Here is a 21922-nt window from a genome sequence, read left to right as displayed (position 1 = left end):
TTTTTAATCTTTCCAAGGCTATTTCAAGAAAAAATCATTTTACTGGCCATACATCCCCCTTTTGCTCATATCCTCAATCATCCAACAAAGTATTCCTACTTTTCCAACGCAACCGCGTTTCAGTCAAAACAAGACGATAACAGACTAACAATAAGATACTATCTGACTGAATTCCAAGTTCCGTCTGAACTTAGCAAACAAATAGGAAAACAAGAGATAATATAAAGTTATGAACCTTTAAAAAGAGAAAATGCCTATGGAAAAAGAAACAATCCTGCAAGTTGAATAGTCTCACTATTCGGCCCTTATTACCCTTACCCTAAATTTAAGAAGTATTTAATTAACAACAAATCATCAATCATTTATGAATGAAGATCACAAAAAACGAGGACTAACACATAGCAAACTCCTCACAGCAGTGGCAATCAGCTCACTGTTATTAAGCAGCGGCAACGTGATGGCTGCACAAGCCAATCCTGATAATTCGCTTGGCGTAACAGAACAATTACAAGCTATCACTATCAGCGGTTTAGTTGTCGATGCAGCCGGCGAACCGATTATCGGTGCCAGCGTAGTAGAAAAAGGGACTACCAACGGCGGAATTACCGACTTAGATGGTAAGTTTACATTGACCATAACACCGGGAGCAACACTAAAAATATCATTTGTGGGCTATCAGACACAAGAAGTGAAGGCAGCCAAAACGATGAGAATAACTCTGAAAGAAGATACCGAGATGCTGGATGAAGTAGTAGTAGTAGGCTACGGTGTACAAAAGAAGGCTAACTTGACAGGAGCAGTTTCTACAGTGGACTTAAACAAGACAATGGCAGGTCGTCCACAACAAGATGTAGCCAAAGCATTGCAAGGGGCTGTTCCGGGACTAAGCATTCTCACCACAAGTGGTGCCATCGACGAGACAGCCTCCATGCGTATACGTGGTTTGGGGACATTGAGTAATGGAGAAGTCAGCAATCCACTCATTGTAGTGGACGGCGTTCCGATGGATGACATTTCTTTCCTCGATACGCAAGACATCGAAAATATTTCCGTACTGAAGGACGCTTCCGCTTCCTCCATTTATGGAACGCGCGCCGCTTTCGGTGTGATTCTAATCAATACCAAGAGCGCAAAGCCTAGCGAAAAGGTTACCATCAATTACAGCAACAATTTTGCATGGGATCAAGCTACTTACCTGCCGGACTATCCCGATGTACCCACACAATTAAAGATGGGTATCGAAGCCAGTATGAACGGTGGTGCCGGTATGCCTGAATTGTTCGGTATGTATTTCGACAAATTGTTACCTTACGCCGAAAAGTGGCAGCAACAGAACGGCGGCAAGACCGGCTACCGTCCTATGAACCTCTACCAAAGCGATAGTAACGTGGGTGACTATATCGTATTGGACGGCACTCCTTTTTATTATGCTGACTGGGATGTACAGGACATCTACTTCAACAAAGCTGCTCCTTCCATGAGCCACAATGTTTCTATACAAGGAACATCTGGTAAGACCAATTACTACCTATCTTTCGGCTACAACGAAAAGCAAGGACAGATGAAGATTCACCCGGACGAACTAAAAAAGTACAATGCCTCAGTCAATGTCACCACTAATGTTTACGACTGGCTACAGGTGGGTGCACGCATCAACTATAGTCGTAAGAACTATAAACGCCCGGACACATGGGCCAACACCTACCAATATTTGTGGCGTTGGGGTTCTTATTTCATTCCTTCGGGCACAATCGACGGCTATGACACACGCGTCATGGCCATGCAGAAGCAAGCTGCCGATCGTGAAGTGACAACAGACCTGACCCGTATGAACACCTTCTTGAAAGCTGAAATCGTTAAAGGACTGACCCTTAATGCAGACTTTACATATGCCATTCAGAATATGAACAGCGGTTCGCAGGACAACTCCGTTTACGGCATCAATTGGAGCGGGAAACCGGTACCCTCTTACATCGTCACTAAAGGCAATAGCGGCATCTGGAGAGACTTTTCCAAACAGAACACATGGACGGCCAACGCATACGTAAACTATACCAAAACATTTGCCAAAAAACACAACCTGAATGTAATGGCAGGTGTCAACGCAGAAGAAGAGGAATACAAATATCTGTATGGTACCCGCAATGTGATGTACGATCAAGAGGGATACCCCGAACTGAATATGGCTGGCAAGGATGGACAAGATTTGAGTTGGAATCATACATCCCGCGCTTCTGCCGGTTATTTCGGCCGTATCAATTATGACTACAAAGGCATTTATTTATTGGAACTGAACGGACGTTACGACGGTTCTTCCCGTTTCCCCCATACCGACCAGTGGGCCTTCTTCCCTTCTGCATCCATCGGCTACCGCTTCTCCGAAGAAGCCTACTTCGCCCCACTGAAACATATTGTCAGCAATGGTAAGTTGCGTGCTTCTTTTGGCGAAATCGGCAACGAGGCTGTGGGCGACTACATGTTCGAACAATTAATAAGCCAACGGTTGAACAATAAAAGTACCGGCTATATCTATTGGATTGAAAACAATAATGCCAACGCTAATCTCCTGACCATGTATAACATGCCGGATTTGGTATCAAGTACTTTGACCTGGGAGCGTATCCGCACCCTCAATATAGGTCTTGACCTGGGTCTCTTGAATGACGAACTGACTATAGGTTTCGACTGGTTCCAACGTGAGAATCGTGACATGCTGGCACCGGCACAAGTATTGCCGAACACTCTGGGTGCTTCTGCTCCTTATGAAAATGCCGGTACCTTACGTACACGTGGATGGGAGTTGAACTTGAACTGGCGCCATACCTTCGGCGACTTCGACGTATATGCCAACTTCAACATCGGTGACTCCAAGACTAAAGTAACAAAGTGGGACAATGATTCCAAACTGCTCAGCACCTATTACACCGGTAAAACCTACGGTGACATTTTCGGTTTTGAAACCGACCGTTACTTCGAGGAAAAAGACTTCACCAGCCAAAATGCAGACGGCTCATGGAATTATGCAAACGGCATTGCAAGCCAGGCAGGACTGGAATCCGGTAATTTCCATTACGGCCCGGGAGACGTCAAGTTCAAGGATTTAGACGGCAATGGCAAGATTGACGGTGGAAAAGGCACAGCAGACGACCACGGCGATTTGAAAGTCATCGGAAACTCTATGCCACGCTACGAATACAGCTTCCATTTAGGCGGAGCGTGGAAAGGTATCGACCTTGACCTCTACTTCCAAGGTGTAGGCAAACGTGAGGACTGGACGACTTCTTCCCTAAACCTTCCCGCCATGGTACATGCCGACGTAGCCATCTATTCCCACCAAACAAGCTATAACAAAGTGCTTTGGAATTCAGACTATACCGCCATTACCGGTTATGAGGTAAATCAAGGCAACCGTTATCCACGTCTTTATCGTGGTACAAATAATAGTGGAGGTACCGTATCCGGTATAGCTAACGGCTGCAACAACTACTATCCCCAATCCCGCTATTTGACAGACATGTCCTATCTTCGTCTGAAGAACGTAACTGTGGGATATACCCTTCCGAAAGAGTGGACACGCAAAGCCTACATTGAGAAAGCACGTATCTACTTCAGTGGCAGCAACCTCTTTCTGCTCCACAAAGGGAATGACCTTCCAGTCGACCCCGAAATCAGTACAGGCAATGGACTTACAGCTGGTGGATGGGGACGTATAGCTCCTATTACACGCACATTCTCATTTGGAGTCCAGGTAACATTATAACAACCTCAAAAACTTAAGAACAATGAAGAAATTATTTATATATGGGGTCACAGCGCTGGCGATGTTAACCGGTTGCAACGATTTGCTGGACAAATCCCCCTTGGATACCTTCACGAATACTCCGGCATACTGGAGCAACACCGATAATTTGGATAATCAGTGCAATACTTTTTATAACAACTTTACCGGCTTTGGCAACGGAGCCAGTGGAGGATGGTTCTACTTCAAAACAATAAGCGATGACCAGGTAGATGCAGAAAGCCATAACTGGACTTACACTAACGTGGTCGCATCTTCCACAAACTGGTCAGCCCCTTTCACAGAAATCCGACGCGCCAACTATATCATTGCCGGTGTACAGTCTTCCTCTCTTGATGAAGCAACAAAGGCCCACTATGAAGGTCTTGCACGCATGAACCGTGCGTGGGAATACTATCAGTTGGTCCGTATGTACGGCGATGTTCAATGGATAGACAAAGTTATCGACCCAGCCGACAACGAAGCCCTCTACGGACCACGCACCGACCGGGATGAAGTGATGGACCATGTGCTGGCAGACATCAATTATGCGTGCGAACACATTACCGCAAACAGCAATCGGCAACGTTTCAGCACCGACATGGCATATGCCATGAAAGCAGACATCACCTTATATGAAGGTACATACTGCAAATATCGCACTCAAGCAGAGAATGGCAAAGCCGCTGATGAGAGCCGCGCCAACAAATACTTGCAAGAATGTGTATCAGCCTGCGAATATCTTATGGCCAAAAACTACTCTCTAAGTAACAGTTACAAAGCCAACTATAATTCTGTCAGCCTGGCAAGCAATCCGGAAATGATTTTCTACAAGCCTTATGCACAAAGTTCGTTAAGGCACTCCACCATTGACTACACAATCAATACAAGTGGTACGCACGGCATTTCAAAGGACGCATTCGACAGTTTCCTTTTCCTTGATGGAAAACCGTTGGCAACAACCTCGAAAAACAAGGACGATGCAGCCGTATTGGATGCAGACAAAAATTACTCTATAAGAGAGGTTTTGGCCGTACGCGACAAGCGCCTGTCCGAAATTCTTGACCCGGTACTTTCTTTCAGAGGCCACGCCTACAGCCGTGCCGGTGTAGCAGCCTTCACCACATCGACCGGTTATGGCATCGCCAAGTATGATAACCCCGAAGAATTGAGTGTTAGCGACCGAAACAACATCGGCTACCAATACACCGACTGCCCGCTCTATTGGATTTCAGTTATTTATCTGAACTTTGCAGAAGCCAAAGCCGAAATGGGTTCTCTCACACAAGACGATCTCAACAACTCCATAAACAAGCTTCAGGCTCGTGCCGGCCTGCCGGCTATGACAACTACTCCAGATGCCGATCCTGCCAATAATATGGGAGTAAGCAATCTGATTTGGGAGATACGCCGCTGTCGCCGTTGCGAACTGATTATGGATAACTGGTACCGATATTGGGATTTAATCCGTTGGCACCAGCTCGACAAATTGGATTCAACCAAGTACCCGAACACCATGTTGGGCGCCAACGTAAGCAATGTGCCTGACTGTGAAGAAGCGACCAAGAACGGATATATAGATGCCTCCGATGCACAAATCCGTACTTATGAAGCCAAACATTATTTCTACCCGATTCCAACTACACAGTTGACCCTGAATAAAAACATGAAGCAGAATCCGGGTTGGTAATCAACTAAAAACAGCATATCGCGCTGTACCTCGTTTGGATTTAATTAAAGCGTTCATACATTCCATGTATCTAAATACAAATGTATGGACGCTTTTGTTATTCCCTTTAAAAGGTGTATAGAAACACGAATAGCACCTTCTAAAAGGAACCATAAATCAATATCATATACTTTCCCTTCGTTCATAACATACTAACAAGAAACATATCATGAAAAAGAAGAACATATTTTTCGTACTACTAATCTGCTTCATCAATAGTAGTTGCAACAAAGAAGAACAAACAGACGAGTTACAAGATAAGGATTTCTATTCTGATGTCACAACACGTGCTTCCTACATAAGCGGTACTATTACGGGCGAAATGAGCCCCTATGTTAGTGATGGTTACTACACTTATGATTTAAGTATTCCTATACAAAAACAATCTGTAGGTATAAGAATTTCAGCAGTCGGTGGAGAAGCACGATTCAAAACAAACTACCAAGAACGATTCGAGAGCACATGGGTAACCCAAATTCCAGCAGGAAAAAACCATTTTCCAATAAATGTATTATGGACTAAAGCAGGTAGTAATTCTACCCTGATGGTACGTCCTGAAAAAAGTACAATCGAACTTACCGCAGATCTAAGAAACATCAATGTCAAAATGAAACCTATGCCAATCAATGCCCCTTCAACATTTGAATTGGGAGATACGATAACACTTTGGTGCAATTATTCCATAAACAAAGATACGGGCATAAAGTGGACTTACGATAAAAATCTATTCGCTGAAGTCTCTCAAAGTGCATCTGTCACACAAAGTAGATTCCAAATAAATTTGAAATCAAAGCAAGCCTTCAAGAACAGCGATGTCGGAGTAGAAGTCCATGATTTCTACATAAATTCTATCGGAGCAAAAGAGTATTTCATGGCTCGGAAAAGCAATATCAGTTTTCCCAATATGGGTCCTCAAATAGATGGCTACAGAAATATTGAACAATATAAAGAATACATATATTCCATCAATGACAGCAAGGCACATACATTTTATTGGACCGGGAAGAATATTAAGATAGTAAGTGGTCAGAACAGCTCTACGGTAACAATCGTACCGACACAACCCGGTAACGCAAGTGTCAAAGTGAGCTACAAATATAAAAATCAAACCGATAATTTTACCAATGAGCTACCTTTGAGTGTATCTAAGACATCAATGCAACTGATTGGCCCTGACGTAATCTGTGACAACGGGACATTCAGTATCAAGAATTTTCCCACAAAAGCAACAGTGGATTGGATTGTTGGCAACGATTTATATTCGCAATTAAATCAGGCATCACCTGCTATCACCCTGAATAATTTAGGGACACCCGGAGGCAGTTCCATTTATACGACCTTAACCGCAATAGTACACACAAAGGAATACACTGTTCAGTTTTCCAAACCAATTACTTTCAATGTATCAGGAATACAAGAAAATGACCATGACATTATATATGGCTATCTGTCACAAAGCGGAGGTGAATGCGGATTGAATCCTATTCCTGAAGGTGCGCATGATTTTCATTGGAGTGTTGACTGCGATTGGGAGGTAGACATGCAAGGATATTATTTCACTACTTTCAGCAGTCGGAACAGTCATGAAATTGAACGAGTTTGCGTAACGGTTGATTTCATAAATGCATGTGGAACCAGAACATACATATATAACTATTTCGACATCGGCTCAACAAATTCAGGAACTTATTCCACACCTAAAAACAGCCTTTCTCCAAAATAGCCCCAGACAGCTTTCACGAAAAAGCCCCCATCCATTTGCTCGTTACACAAAAGAAGCTTATATTTGCTTACTTAAAAACAGACAGCTATCATGGTACAGCAAGACATACGATGGATACAGCGTTTTGAATATACCCACGAACTGGCCTGGAAAGTGATGAAGGACTATGCCGAGTATCAGGGGTATACCGACATCCGCGGCTCCCGTGATGCCATACGCAAAGCCCTTGAAATGGGATTGATTGATGACAAGCAATGGATGGAGACTATAGAAGCCCGAAATCTGACATCGCACAATTATGACAACGATGTAGTCTCTGAAATCTATGAAAACATCACAAACTTCTATTTCCCCCTATTCTGCAGATTTGAAGAGAAAATGCAATCCTTGAATACACCATCCTTATTCGATTGAGCTATGTACGGATTGACTGACAATGAACTGGAAAAGCTATGCAATCTCTTCCGGAAACATGAAGAAATAGAGCAGGCTGTTTTGTACGGCTCACGAGCCAAAGGAAATTTCAAGCCTTTTTCCGACATAGACATCACGCTGATGGGAGACAGACTTACGTATAATATTTTAAGCAGCCTTTCCGATGAAATAGACGACCTGCTTTTGCCTTACAGCGTAGACCTTTCCATCTATGGCAAATTAAAGAATGCCGACCTTTTGGAACATATACACCGTATGGGAATACCCATATTCAGCCGCCCATCAAACTAACCTAAATTTTACACATCCACCCTCACCACCCTCACCTTTCGCACGCATCGCCCTATTCATCGGCATTCAAGAGGTGGGTGAGAGCAAATTTAAAAGGTGAGGGCAAAATTTGCCCTCACCACAAGATTTCTTCGTTCAAAATTCTAAGTCACTCATTCCTACCATAATATCCAGGAGCAGGCACATAAATCGGCTGCTGTATTGTCCCTTCATTTTTCAACTTTCCTTCGGTGCGCAACCGACGAATATGCCGCATGGCGGTAGTACGCATCATGCCGCAAACGCTCTGAAAGTCATTCCGTGTCATAAAAGGGCGAGTGGCGAAATAGTTGGTCAGGCGACGGTCTATCTCCTCATCCGACAGTTTCGCCGAATGCTCGTCGGCCTTCAGAGCCTTTACCTTGACGGCACCGATTTCATTTTTCAGCTTCTGGTCGGCACGGAACTTCACGCCTGCCAGCTTCACCTTCGTCAGCTTGCGTTTGGTGGCTGCCACTACCGGCTCGGTGGTGGTGAGCGACACGCGGAAGTAGCCGATGCCGTCGAGATGCACCTGCCTTCCTTCGGCAAGTTCCCTGCCCATGACGTGCGACACAGCATCGAGCACAGCCGTCACATCGGTTTCTGTCAATGAGCAACGTGCCTGGATGTCCCGCCGCAATTCATCGGTAGACCTGCTCCCATTCAGGCGGAGACGGGGATGAAGGATTTTATCTTCCGGAGATTTGTCGTACGAGTCCGGATTCTCGTACCAATCAAACAAAATAGCCATAGTTCAAACTGCATTAAAGGGTTACATTATACGATAAAGCACTGCACGGAACACGTGCGAAGTACGTACGCAGTCTGTTGAAGTACCAAGGTTATATCACAGCCCAGCCCGTGAGCAGAACCGTTCACTGTAGTGAGCTGCTCCGTTCACTAATATGAACAAGAAAGACCACTTTAGTGGACTGTTCATAAACTCTGGTGTAAAAGTAGACAAAACTATGGGGATAAGCAAAGAAACGAACACCTTTTATAAAAGAAACATATAGACATTCCACCTCAAAAAAGAAGCCAATCGGAAAATAATCCTTGAAAAGCTTGTATCCACCCCTTTCCCGGCGTATCTTTACAAGAATATTACATACACGATAAAGAATGAAAATCACACTGATCAGAGAGGAACGCGAAAGCGGAAAAGAGGCCGTCAGCACACAAGAAACGGACATGTTGATGGAAAAGCTGAAAACCGAGAACAAGACCGGATACATTACGGAGCTGCGTAGCATCATCCCGCATTTGAAAGGGACCAACGCCCGATATGAGCATATCGACAGACTGCCGCGTCTCTATCCCGCCGTAGAAATGACCCGCACCAAAGCAGGAGAACACCGGATAAAGACCTACAACGGGCTGGTACTACTGGAAGTAAACAACCTTGCCGGGGCTGCCGAGGCCGAACTGGTGAAACAACAAGCCGCCCTACTGCCGCAAACCTTTGCCGCCTTCTGTGGCTCCAGCGGACGAAGCGCCAAAATATGGGTACGCTTCACCCTGCCCGACGGAGGGCTTCCAAAGAATGAAGACGATATCGCCTTATTCCACGCCCACGCCTACCGCCTGGCAGTGAAGTGCTACCAACCCCTTCTCCCTTTCCCCATCACCCTCCAGGCTCCTTCACTCCTACAAAGCTGCCGGATGACCGTGGACGAACAGCCCTATTATAGCCCCACTGCCGTGGCCTTCTGCCTGGAACAGCCCTGCGCCCTGCCCTCGGAAGACAACTACCGCCAACGGAAACAGCAGGAAAGCAATCCGTTGCTGAGAATGACTCCCGGCTACGAAGTGGCGGACACATGCAACCTGCTCTTCGAGGCCGCCCTCGACCGCGCCTTCCGCGATTTGGACAACTGGCGACGGGGCGACGACCTGCGCCCGTTGCTGTCCCGCCTTGCCGAACATTGCTTCAAAGCCGGCATTCCTGAAGAAGAAGCGGTGCGCCAGACACTGATGCACTACTACCGGGAGGCAGACGAACCCCTTGTACGCCTGACGCTGCACAACCTCTACGGAGAGCTGAAAGGCTTCGGCACCCGCAGCAGCCTGAACAAAGACCAGGAAACGGCTTTCCGGCTGGAGGAGTTCATGAACCGCCGCTACGAGTTCCGCTACAACACCGTGCTGGGCGACCTGGAATACCGGCAGCGCGACTCCATTCATTTCTACTTCAAGCCTGCCGACCAGCGCGTACGCAGCAGCATTGCCATGAATGCGCTGAAAGAGGGGATACGCGTGTGGGACCGCGACATCACCCGCTTCCTGTCTTCGGACTACGTGCCGCTATACAACCCCATCGAAGAATATCTCTATAACACCGGACGCTGGGACGGCAAAGACCGCATCCGCGCATTGGCCGACCTCGTGCCCTGCCACAATCCTCACTGGAGGGAACTGTTCTACCGGTGGTTTCTTGGCATGGTGGCACATTGGCGGGGAATCGACAAACAGCACGGCAACAATACCTCGCCCCTGCTCGTAGGTCCGCAAGGTTACCGCAAAAGTACTTTCTGCCGTATCCTATTGCCACCGGAACTGCGTTTCGGCTACACCGACAGTATCGACTTCAAGAGCAAGCAGGAAGCGGAGCGCAGCCTTGGCCGCTTTTTTCTGATTAACATCGACGAATTCGACCAGATAAACGCCAATCAGCAAGGCTTCTTGAAGCACCTCCTGCAAAAACCGGTTGCCAACCTGCGAAAGCCCTACGGTAGCACTATTCAGGAAATGCGCCGCTATGCCTCCTTCATCGGAACCAGCAACCAGAAAGACCTGCTGACCGACCCGTCGGGAAGTCGCCGTTTCATTTGCATCGAAGTGACCGGCCCTATCCAGACAAACGTCACTATCAATTATCGCCAGCTCTATGCCCAAGCCATGCACGACATCATGAAGGGTGAACGCTACTGGCTGGACGACACTGACGAAGCAATCGTAAAGGAGTACAACCGGGAATTCGAGCGGGTAGACCCATTGGAAGAACTTTTCCTTTGCCATTTCCGTGGCGCGGAGGAGAGCGAAGAAGGCGAATGGCTCACAGCCATGCAGATTTTCAACGACCTGCAACAGAAAACGAGGGATAAGTTGGCCATCAACCGGATAGCAGCTTTCGGGCGCACGCTCCGCAAGCTGGACATCCTCAACAAGAAATCGAACCGGGGAACACTTTATCATCTGGTAAGAATAGAAGAATGAACCGGCACTCCCGCCGATTGTACCAAAGTGAGGGCAAATTTTGCCCTCACTCTTTCTATTTGCCCTCACTCACCGCTCAAACACCGATGAATAAAGGGACAGAAGGGAAAAGTGAGGGCAGTGAGGGCTACATCAAGAAAATCGTATTAGTTTTGTCACTACCCTGACTGTTAAGGCGGCAACACGCTTTCTTCGCAAAAAGACAGTTCCATACAGAGTTTGGCAGGGAGCAGATGCAGTTCAGCCACTATTTAAATAAGGTGAGCCGTCGTTTATTTGCAAATTATGATTGATAATACTAAAAATACTCAAATAAGTGTTTTTGATATTAAAATAAAACGTATCTTTGTTGCAGACAACATCTTCCTTAACAATACTATTATGAAGAAACTGCTGCTTTTAGCCTTTGTGCTATGTAGTTCTTTACTGTGCCGGGCACAAGAAGAACGAGTTATTTTAGGTGATGAACAGACTTCCGAGTATTTTCCAATCCTAAAAGATAAACGGATTGCAATATTCTCCAATCATACAGGAATGATAGGAGACAAGCATCTGCTGGACATCCTGCTGGAAAACAAGTTCAACGTAGTAGCCATTTTCTCCCCTGAACACGGTTTCAGAGGAGATGCCGACGCAGGCGAACACGTGTCCAGCTCGGTAGACAAGAAGACCGGAGTACCTATCCTCTCGCTGTACGACGGGAAATCCGGGAAACCAAGCGAAGCATCCATGCGCAAGTTCGATATCCTTGTGGTAGACATCCAGGATGTAGGCCTGAGATTCTATACTTATTATGCCTCCATGTGCCGGCTGATGGACGCTTGTGCAGAATACAACCGCAAGGTGCTGATACTGGACCGCCCCAATCCGAACGGACACTACGTGGACGGCCCGATACTGGACATGAAATATAAATCCGGTGTAGGTTGGCTGCCGATTCCCGTGGTGCACGGCATGACGCTGGGCGAACTGGGCCTGATGGTAAACGGCGAACGCTGGTTGCCGGCGTCACGCACTTGCGACCTGACCGTCATTCCCTGCAAGAACTATACACACCAGACCCTATACAAACTGCCGATTCCCCCGTCTCCCAATCTGCCGAACATGAAGTCCATCTATCTGTACCCCTCGACCTGCTACTTCGAGGCCACTCCGGTCAGCCTGGGAAGAGGAACCGACCTCCCCTTCCAGGTCTACGGGCATCCCAACATGACGGGCTACAGCTACAGCTTCACCCCGCGCAGTGTTCCCGGAGCCAAGAATCCGCCCCAGCTGGGCAAGCTTTGCCACGGTGTGAACCTGAGCAATATGAGCGACGAGGAAATCCGTAAACGCGGCATCGACCTGAGCTACGTGATAGACGCTTACCGCAATCTGAACATGGACGACCACTTCTTCCGTTCCTTCTTCGAGCTGTTGATAGGCACCGACTACGTGCGCAAAATGATAAAGGAAGGAAAGAGCGCCGAAGAAATCAAGGCAAGATGGAAAGACGACGTGGAGAAATTCAAGGTACAGCGCAAGCCCTATCTGCTCTACGAAGAATAAAGGGATGTACGATTTGACGATTTACGATTTACGATTAAAAAATGAACGTGAATCGGAGGAGAACGTCAGAGCGTACATTAGGATAATCAAAGTCGTACAATATCATCAAGAGAAGTAATTTCAATCGTAAATCATTAAATCGTAAATACCCTTATGACTCCACTTTCTGTAATCATCACCATAGCCGCCTACTTCGCGATACTGTTCACGGTATCCTATATTGCAGGAAGGAAGGCAGACAATGCCGGCTTCTTTGTGGGTAACCGTAAGTCATCCTGGTATGTCGTGGCGTTTGCCATGGTCGGTTCCGCCATTTCGGGTGTGACCTATGTATCCGTACCCGGCATGGTTGCCGCCAGCAACTTCGGCTATCTGCAAATGGTGCTGGGCTTCATTGCCGGACAGCTCATCATAGCCTATCTGCTGGTACCGCTGTTTTACAAAATGAACCTGGTATCCATCTACGAATATCTGGAAAACCGTTTCGGCATCTCTTCCTACCGCACGGGTGCCTGGTTCTTCTTCATCTCCAAAATGCTCGGTGCTGCCGTCCGCCTGTTCCTGGTATGCCTGACGTTGCAACTGCTGGTATTCGAACCTTTCGGACTGCCTTTCCTGCTGAACGTGGCTATCACGGTGGCACTGGTCTGGTTGTACACTTTCCAAGGTGGCGTGAAGTCCCTTATCTGGACAGACTCTCTGAAGACGTTCTGCTTGGTAGTGTCGGTCGTACTCTGCATCTGGTATATCGCTTCCGACCTCAATCTGTCATTTACCGGTATGGTAAGCACCATTGCCGACAGTGACATGTCCCGCATCTTCTTCTTCGACGATGTGAACAGCAAGCAGTACTTTTTCAAGCAGTTCCTCGCCGGTGCCTTCACCATGATTGCCATGACCGGGCTAGACCAGGACATGATGCAGCGCAACCTGAGCTGCAAGAACTTCAAGGACTCGCAGAAGAACATGATTACCAGTGCCATTTCGCAGTTCTTCGTCATCCTGCTCTTCCTGATGCTGGGCGTGCTGCTCTACATCTTTGCCGCCAACCAGCAGATTGCGGTGGAGAAGAGTGACGAACTGTTCCCGCTGATTGCCACCGGCAACTATTTCCCCGCCATCGTGGGCATACTGTTCATCATCGGCCTGATTTCTTCTGCCTATTCGGCCGCAGGCTCGGCACTCACCGCGCTGACCACTTCCTTCACCGTAGACATTCTGGGAACGAAAGGCAAGTCGGAAGAGACGGTCGTGAAGATGCGCAAGAAAGTGCACATCGGCATGGCGGTTGTCATGGGAATCACCATTTTCGTATTCAATCTTCTGAACAACACCAGTGTCATCGACGCTGTATATATTCTGGCAAGCTATACCTACGGTCCTATCCTGGGTCTGTTTGCTTTCGGCATTTTCATGAAACAACAAGTGCGTGACAAGTACATCCCGCTGGTTGCCATCGCCTCCCCGGTTCTCTGCTTCATTCTGCAGAAGAATTCCGAAGCCTGGTTCGGAGGTTATCAATTCAGCTACGAATTGCTGATTTTCAATGCACTGTTCACTTTCATCGGTCTCTGTCTATTGATTAAGAAAGATAAAAAGAACAATTAACTTAATACATCATCTATGAATGTAAGACGTCAGTTTTTACTTAGTCTGCTTGCCGCCTCCCTCTTCCCCCAATTGGGAGGTGCGCAAGGACTTCCGACAAATGTCTGCCAAGCAATCGAGAGATTCTTGGATGCCACTGCACGGAAAGAAATCTCAGTAGGTCGTATCAGCATCGACTCAGTAGTCGTGGAAGGAAATACGCTGCAACTGTTTGCCAACATGAACTGTGCCTATATTCCTTTCCGTGAGGACAATGTGGCCGAAATCTACCAAGGCGTAAGCGCCCTGCTGCCGGCGGAGTTTGCCAAATACAAGCTGCAAATCCGTACCAACAAGCGCAGCATCGAAGAACTGGTTCCCCAAGTCCTGCGTAGTAAAAAAGACAAAAAGACGAAGACATTCAATCCCGTCGCTTCCAAGCCTCTGGTTACCGACGTTTCCGCCCCCTACACCCCCACCAACGGCTTGCAGAACCGGCACATCGCCCTATGGCAAAGCCACGGCTGGTACTACGAACAAAAACTCGACCGCTGGGAATGGCAGCGTGCACGTATCTTCCAGACCGTGGAAGACCTCTACACCCAAAGCTACGTATTGCCTTTCCTCGTGCCGATGCTGGAAAATGCCGGTGCCAACGTGCTGCTTCCCCGCGAACGCGATTGCCAGACGGCAGAAGTCATCGTAGACAATGACGGTTGCCTGACCGGCCGTTCCGTCTATACAGAAAATTCCGGTGACAAGCTCTGGAGTCAGGGAGAAGGACAAGGCTTCGCCCACCTGCGCCCCCAATACATAGACTTTGAGAATCCTTTCAAGGAAGGCACCTACCGCGCCATAGAAACCATCAAGAAAGGAAACGCAAGCACCGCCGAATGGATTCCCGAAATCCCTTCGACCGGACAATACGCCGTATACGTCTCTTACCAAACCTTGCCAAACAGCGCGGACGATGCCCTTTACACCGTCTATCACAAAGGCGGCACCACGCAGTTCAAGGTAAACCAGCAAATGGGAGGCGGCACCTGGATTTACCTCGGCACCTTCGGCTTCAATGCCGGTCGGAACAATGAATGCAAAGTCGTTCTGAGCAACCTTTCCTCCAAAGTAGGAAGAATCATCACTGCCGACGCCGTGAAGATTGGCGGCGGTATGGGGAACATAGCCCGCTGCATCTCCAATGAGGGCGCTACGGAAAACCTGAAAAGCTCCGACAACCGTAACCTGCAAAATACCCATGCAGGCAACATCCAAGACCGTACAACCTCTACATTGTCCACTATCAACTATCAACCATCCAGCTATCCCCGCTTCTGCGAAGCCGCCCGCTACTGGTTGCAATGGGCAGGAATACCGGACAGTGTATATTCAGAAAGCAACGGCAGGAATGACTACACCGACGACTATAAATGCCGCGGCATCTGGGTGAACTACCTTTCCGGAGGTTCTGCCGTGAACCCTACGGAAAAAGGGCTGAACATCCCCGTCAACATGGCCTTTGCCTTCCACTCCGATGCAGGAACCACACTGAACGATTCCATCATCGGAACACTCGGCATCTACTATACCAACGCCTACAATGAGAAATTCGCCAACGGAGCATCACGCTATCTGAGCCACGACCTGACAGACTTGATTCAGTCCAACATCGTGCGCGACGTACGTACCCTCTACGAACCCCAATGGACACGCCGGGGCAAATGGAACCAATCCTACTACGAAGCCCGTGTGCCCCGCGTACCGACCATGCTGCTCGAACTGCTTTCCCATCAGAACTTTGCAGACATGCGCTACGGACTGGACCCGCGTTTCCGTTTCACCGTAAGCCGCGCCATCTACAAAGGCATGCTTCAGTTCCTCTGCTCACAATACCACATGGATTACGTAGTGCAACCGCTACCGGTAGACCACATGGCCCTGCGCATGACCGGTGAAAATGAAGTGGAACTGACCTGGCAACCCGTGGCAGATGCGTTGGAACCGACTGCCGTAGCAGAGAAATACATTGTCTACACCCGCATCGGCGACGGAGATTTCGACAACGGAGTATTGGTGGACGGCAACAGTTACCGAACCACGCTCCCCGCCGGCATGGTGTGCAGCTACAAGGTAACTGCTGTCAACAAGGGCGGTGAAAGTTTCCCTTCCGAAATTCTTTCTGCCGGACGGGCGTTCAATTCCAAAGGTACCGTATTGGTGATAAACGGATTCGACCGTATCAGTGCCCCTGCCGACTTTACGGCCCCCGCCCCCGCCGACACCCGCCTTGCCGGATTTCTGGATGAGCAGGACCACGGAGTCCCCTATATCCGGGACATCAGCTACATTGGCAAGATGAAGGAATATCGCCGTTCCATTCCCTGGATGGACGACGATGCCTCCGGTTTTGGCGACAGCTATGGGAACTACGAAACTCAAGTGATTGCAGGAAATACGTTCGATTATCCTGCCATACATGGCACCGCTATCCTAAAAGCGGGATATTCGTTTGTATCGGTTAGTAATGAAAGTCTTTCCCTTGTAGGAAAGGGAGAGAGGAATACTCCGGTGAATATGAGGGAGTATAGGTATGTGGACTTGATACTTGGGAAGCAATGCCAGACCAAGATGGGACGGGGAGGCGTAAAACCGTTGGAGTTCAAGACTTTCAGCAAACCGATGCAGGAGGCTATTGCGGCTTATTGTAAGCAAGGTGGAAATATCTTTGTTTCGGGCGCTTTTGTAGGAACGGATTTATGGGACAACCGCCTTGCAACCGCCGACGAAGCCGACAAGAAATTTGCGATGGAAGTACTGAAATATAAGTGGCGTGTGGGACAAGCGGCTACAATGGGTAAGGTGAAAAGCGTAGCTTCTCCGTTCCCCGCCCTTTCAGGAAACTATACCTATCACAATGAGCTGAATGCCGATTCGTATGTGGTGGAATCACCGGACGCCATTGAACCGGCAACCAAAGATGCACACACCGTGATGCGGTATTCTGAAAACAACCTGAGTGCCGGTGTGGCCTACCAAGGCGACTACAAGACTTGTGTATTGGGATTCCCTTTTGAATCCATACGTACTGATTCTGAAAGAGAGGCACTCATGAATGCTGTGCTGACATTCTTCAACGACAACAAATAATATCAACCAATCATCATCTATGAACAGAAGACTGTTAATAATCGTCCTGATGGCTTGCCTGCTCCCCCTGGGGATGCAGGCACAGCAAGGGACATTCCGTTTTGCCCAACTGACGGACATTCATCTGACCCCGAACAATCCGAACCCCACTGAGGACCTGCTACGTTCCATCGCACAGATCAATGCCACCGACAGTATCGACTTTGTCCTGGTGACAGGCGACCTGACCGAAGAAGGCGACCGTGCCACCATGGAAAAAGTGAAGTCGTGCCTTGACTTGCTGAGAGTTCCCTACCATGTAGCCCTGGGCAACCATGAAACAAAATGGAGCGACTCCGGCTGCACCGCTTTCGGAGAGATTTTTGGTGGCGAACGCTTCAAGTTCGAGCACAAGGGATTCCTTTTTCTCGGTTTCAACTCCGGTCCGCTGATGCGCATGGCCTACGGGCATGTAGTGCCGCAAGACATCCGTTGGATGACGGAAGAAATGGATAAAAACGGCAAAGACAAACCGGTGATACTTGTCACCCACTACCCACTGATGGAGGGGGATGTGGACAACTGGTATGAGGTGACGGATGCCGTCCGCCCCTACAACGTGCGTCTGTTTATCGGCGGGCATTATCACAGCAACCGGGATTTACGCTATGACGGCATTCCGGGCGTACTGATGCGCAGCAACCTGCGCGACAAAGAAGGGAAACCGGGATACGGCATCTATGAAGTAACCGGGGATTCCATCCGGGTATACACGCAACGTATCGGTGAACCCAAGAAGCAGTGGACAACATTCTCGCTGACCGGACAGTATTACGACCGCAACGGAAAGGCAGAGAAATATCCCGACTTCTCGGTCAACAAAGAATATCCGCAAGTAAAGGAGCAATGGATGGTGCAGACGGGCGCAGGCATTTACTGCTCTCCCGCCGTAGAAAAAGATAAAGTGTTCGTAGGGGACGATATGGGACGGCTGACGGCCTACACCCTGAAAAACGGCAAAAAGCTATGGAGCTTTGAATCCGGCAAGCGCATTGTCGGTACTCCGGCCGTAAGCGAAGGTGTCGTTGTATTCGGATCTGCCGACCGCTGCATCTACGGATTGAACGCCAAAGACGGCAAGCTGCTTTGGACGGTAGAAGTTGCCGAGCCGGTACTCGGAGCCGTGACCATTGCAGACGGCAGAGCCTACATCGGTGCCAGCGACGCCACTTTCCGTGCCATAGACATCCATACGGGAAAAGTAATCTGGGTCTATACCGGCGTGAAGGGCTACATCGAAACCAAGCCGCTGGTGACGGAAGACAAAGTCATCTTCGGCGCATGGGACAATACACTGTATGCCCTGAACAAGGCAGACGGACGTGAACTATGGAAATGGACGGGCGGACTGACCCGCATGCACTTCTCTCCTGCCGCCGTATGGCCGGTGGCCGCCGACGGCAAAGTATTCATTACCGACCCGCAGCGCGCCATGACCGCCATAGACATCCATACGGGCAATACCGTGTGGCGCACCTTTCAGTCCATGGTGCGCGAGACCATCGGACTTTCCGAAGACGGTGAACGTGTCTACAGCAAGACGATGAACGACAGCATTGTTTGCTATGCAGCCCGAGGAGATGCTCCGCGGGAGTTGTGGGCAACCCATGTAGGCTTCGGTTATGAGCATGCCCCCTCCATGCAAGTAGAAAAAGAGGGGATAATGTTTGGCAGTACCAAAGAAGGACTTATCTTCGCACTGGAAGGAAAAACAGGCAAAGTACTGTGGAAACATAAAATAGGGAATTCACTCATCAGTACCGTAGTTCCGTTGAACGGTCACGAAGTTCTGTTCACGGCAACCAGCGGGGAAACGGGACTTCTGAGAATTAAAAATTGAGAATTAAAAATTAAAAGATATATCATGAATAAAATCAGTTGCTTTCTTCCCTACGCAGGAAAAGAACAAGTAGAAAAAACAGTAAACAGCCTACAGGCGACAGGACTTATAGAAGAAATCCGGTTAATCACGACCGATACCACTCTGGAATCGCTCCCGGGCTGCGAAATATTGTTTGTAGACATGCCCTACAGCAGTGCAACCCTCAAAGCTATTGCTAATGCAGCCAAGGGAGAATACACATTGCTTTATACCAAAGAAACCACGCTCGAAATGGGTGTGTTTGCCCTGGAGCGTATGATACATATTCTTGAAGATTCAAATGCCGGCATGGTGTATGCCGACCACTATCAGATTGCAGACGGCAAGCAGACCAACGCTCCGGTGATTGACTACCAGTTCGGTTCATTAAGGGATGATTTCAACTTCGGGTCTGTATTGTTGTTCGACACCAGAAGGCTGAAGCAAGCTGCCGAACGCATGAAGTCCGACTATAAATTTGCCGGCCTTTACGACCTGCGCTTGAAATTGAGCCAACATTCAGACTTAGTACATATCAACGAATACTTATACAGCGAGGTGGAAAACGATACCCGCAAGAGCGGTGAAAAGATTTTCGACTATGTAGACCCTAAAAACCGTGACCGCCAGATTGAGATGGAGCAGGCATGCACCGAACATCTGAAAGAAATCGGGGGATATCTGGCACCGGAATTCAAGAAGATTGAGTTCTCTGCCGGTAACTTCGAGTATGAAGCTTCGGTCATCATTCCGGTACGCAACCGCATCCGTACCATCCGTGACGCCATCAAGTCGGTACTGATGCAGAAGGCAGACTTTAAATATAATCTTATCATCATTGACAACCATTCCACAGACGGCACAACGGAAGCCATCGACGATTTCAAGGACGACGAACGCGTCATCCATATCATCCCCGAACGCAGCGACCTCGGCATCGGCGGTTGCTGGAATATGGGTGTACACCACCCAAAGTGCGGCAAGTTTGCCGTGCAGCTGGACAGCGACGACGTATACAAAGACGAAAACACACTTGCCATCATGGTCCGCGCCTTCTACGAACAGAATTGCGCCATGGTGGTAGGCACCTATATGATGACGGACTTCAACATGAACATGATTGCTCCGGGCATCATCGACCACAAGGAATGGACTCCGGCAAACGGACGCAACAACGCCCTCCGCATCAACGGTCTGGGTGCCCCGCGCGCCTTCTACACTCCGGTGCTGCGCGAAGTGAAAGTACCCAATACCAGCTATGGCGAAGACTATGCGCTGGGACTGAACTTCTCTCGCCAGTACCAGATAGGACGCGTGTACGACGTGGTCTACCTCTGCCGCCGCTGGGACGACAATTCCGATGCGTCGCTGGATATTGTAAAGATGAACGGACACAACCTTTACAAAGACCGTATCCGTACTTGGGAACTCCAGGCACGCATAGAAATGAACAAAAAGAATGAAACAAAGCATTAAATGTCAACAGCTTGCACTCGCGCTTTTCAGGCATTGGTGTTTGACGTGACAGACACCAGTGTTTGACAGAACGCTTATAATCACTAATTTAAAAAATCAAATGAATCAAACGATACACAATCTTCTGACTGAACAACTGGCATCCTGGGAGACGGCACGCAACAACTATGCCGCCCTCTCCGGAGTGCGGGTGAAAGAGCTGAATGTAAACGGCATACCTTATAAGGTACAGTTCAACCCCGCACGCATCGTTTCCTCCGGTGCCAAGGTGGATGCCAAGTCCATCCAGGCACGGAAATGCTTTCTGTGCCCGGCAAACCTGCCATCGGTACAGAAAGGCATCTCGTTTGGTGGACACTACCATATCCTGGTGAATCCGTTCCCCATCTTCCCCCGTCACCTGACGGTACCGGAACTGGCACATACCCCACAACGCATAGCCACCCGCTTCACCGACATGCTGGAGCTGGCCGAGGCGCTGACGGATTACACCATCTTCTACAACGGTCCCAAATGTGGCGCTTCCGCCCCCGACCATGCCCATTTCCAAGCAGGAAACAAAGGCTTCATGCCCATTGAAAAGGACTGGCGCGGACAGACCGCCGGGAAAATAGCCGATTATAGGAAGGCAGTACTGTGGTATCTTGACGATGCCCCCAGAGCCACGCTTGTGATTGAGTCCGCCTCCAAGGAGGATGCGGCAGACCTGTTCGACATCGTTTACCGCTCTCTGGACACGAAACCCGAAGAAGACGAGCCGATGATGAACGTACTGGCCATGTACGAGGCCGACCGTTGGGTGGTCTTTGTCTTCCCGCGCGAGAAGCACCGTCCCGCCTGCTACACCGCCGAGGGAGAAGCCAATCTGCTGAGCAGTCCGGCATCCGTCGACTTGGGAGGTGTCTTTATCACCCCCGTAGAAAAGGATTTCTTGAAAATCACTGCGGAAGATGTGGCACAGATATTAAGTGAGGTATGCCTCTCTGCCACAGACTTCCACAAAATACGGCAGCGTATCAGGGAAAAAATGTGACTTCTGAAATCCAAGAACTCTAATTTTAAAGAAATACCATT

13 protein-coding genes are annotated in these 21922 nt (G+C 48.7%); 12 read left to right on the top strand and 1 reads right to left on the bottom strand.

The window, feature by feature from the left end; genetic code table 11:
• The first annotated feature begins 364 nt into the window (after nucleotides 1-364).
• From E5355_RS01745 to E5355_RS01725, 5 genes are all read left to right on the top strand, one after another.
• Entirely contained in the window at nucleotides 365-3760 is a 3396-nt protein-coding gene (locus E5355_RS01745; protein ID WP_016272490.1) for a SusC/RagA family TonB-linked outer membrane protein, read from the top strand.
• A gap of 22 nt (nucleotides 3761-3782) precedes the next feature.
• Nucleotides 3783-5468: a RagB/SusD family nutrient uptake outer membrane protein gene (locus E5355_RS01740; protein ID WP_005824940.1), complete on the top strand. Its 1686-nt coding sequence runs from the start codon at nucleotides 3783-3785 to the stop codon at nucleotides 5466-5468.
• Nucleotides 5469-5676: 208 nt separating this feature from the next.
• The gene (locus E5355_RS01735; protein WP_136008919.1) at nucleotides 5677-7230 is read left to right on the top strand and encodes a hypothetical protein; all 1554 of its coding nucleotides are present in this window, start codon (nucleotides 5677-5679) and stop codon (nucleotides 7228-7230) included.
• Between the two features lie 90 nt (nucleotides 7231-7320).
• Nucleotides 7321-7644 (top strand): HI0074 family nucleotidyltransferase substrate-binding subunit, encoded by a 324-nt coding sequence (locus tag E5355_RS01730; protein WP_136008918.1) that lies wholly within the window; start codon nucleotides 7321-7323, stop codon nucleotides 7642-7644.
• A 3-nt stretch (nucleotides 7645-7647) separates the two neighbouring features.
• Nucleotides 7648-7956, top strand: coding sequence for a nucleotidyltransferase domain-containing protein (locus tag E5355_RS01725; protein WP_136008917.1), 309 nt, complete (start codon nucleotides 7648-7650; stop codon nucleotides 7954-7956).
• A gap of 148 nt (nucleotides 7957-8104) precedes the next feature.
• On the opposite strand, the gene E5355_RS01720 is transcribed toward E5355_RS01725, so the two are convergent.
• The gene (locus E5355_RS01720; protein ID WP_136008916.1) at nucleotides 8105-8728 is read right to left on the bottom strand and encodes an HU family DNA-binding protein; all 624 of its coding nucleotides are present in this window, start codon (nucleotides 8726-8728) and stop codon (nucleotides 8105-8107) included.
• A gap of 371 nt (nucleotides 8729-9099) precedes the next feature.
• Between E5355_RS01720 and E5355_RS01715 the strand changes: the two genes are divergently transcribed.
• From E5355_RS01715 to E5355_RS01680, 7 genes are all read left to right on the top strand, one after another.
• Complete coding sequence (locus E5355_RS01715) at nucleotides 9100-11193, top strand: BT4734/BF3469 family protein (RefSeq protein ID WP_136008915.1); 2094 nt, start codon at nucleotides 9100-9102, stop codon at nucleotides 11191-11193.
• A 381-nt stretch (nucleotides 11194-11574) separates the two neighbouring features.
• Complete coding sequence (locus E5355_RS01705) at nucleotides 11575-12741, top strand: exo-beta-N-acetylmuramidase NamZ domain-containing protein (RefSeq protein WP_136008914.1); 1167 nt, start codon at nucleotides 11575-11577, stop codon at nucleotides 12739-12741.
• 153 nt (nucleotides 12742-12894) lie between these two features.
• Complete coding sequence (locus E5355_RS01700) at nucleotides 12895-14349, top strand: sodium:solute symporter (RefSeq protein WP_136008913.1); 1455 nt, start codon at nucleotides 12895-12897, stop codon at nucleotides 14347-14349.
• Between the two features lie 15 nt (nucleotides 14350-14364).
• Nucleotides 14365-17472, top strand: coding sequence for a xanthan lyase (locus tag E5355_RS01695; protein WP_136008912.1), 3108 nt, complete (start codon nucleotides 14365-14367; stop codon nucleotides 17470-17472).
• A 19-nt stretch (nucleotides 17473-17491) separates the two neighbouring features.
• Nucleotides 17492-19351 carry a PQQ-binding-like beta-propeller repeat protein gene (locus E5355_RS01690; protein WP_136008911.1) on the top strand — a complete coding sequence of 620 codons (1860 nt, stop codon included), beginning with the start codon at nucleotides 17492-17494 and terminating at the stop codon, nucleotides 19349-19351.
• Between the two features lie 24 nt (nucleotides 19352-19375).
• A complete protein-coding gene (locus E5355_RS01685) occupies nucleotides 19376-20848 on the top strand; it encodes a glycosyltransferase family 2 protein (protein ID WP_136008910.1) in 1473 nt (490 codons plus the stop codon).
• A 100-nt stretch (nucleotides 20849-20948) separates the two neighbouring features.
• A complete protein-coding gene (locus E5355_RS01680; protein ID WP_136008909.1) occupies nucleotides 20949-21881 on the top strand; it encodes a DUF4922 domain-containing protein in 933 nt (310 codons plus the stop codon).
• The last annotated feature ends 41 nt before the right edge of the window (nucleotides 21882-21922 follow it).

The sequence above is a fragment of the Bacteroides muris (ex Afrizal et al. 2022) genome, from assembly GCF_004793475.1.
Classification (GTDB): Bacteria; Bacteroidota; Bacteroidia; order Bacteroidales; family Bacteroidaceae; genus Bacteroides; species Bacteroides muris.
Note: the sequence above shows the minus strand (reverse complement) of the source record. Positions and strands in the feature narration are given on the sequence as shown.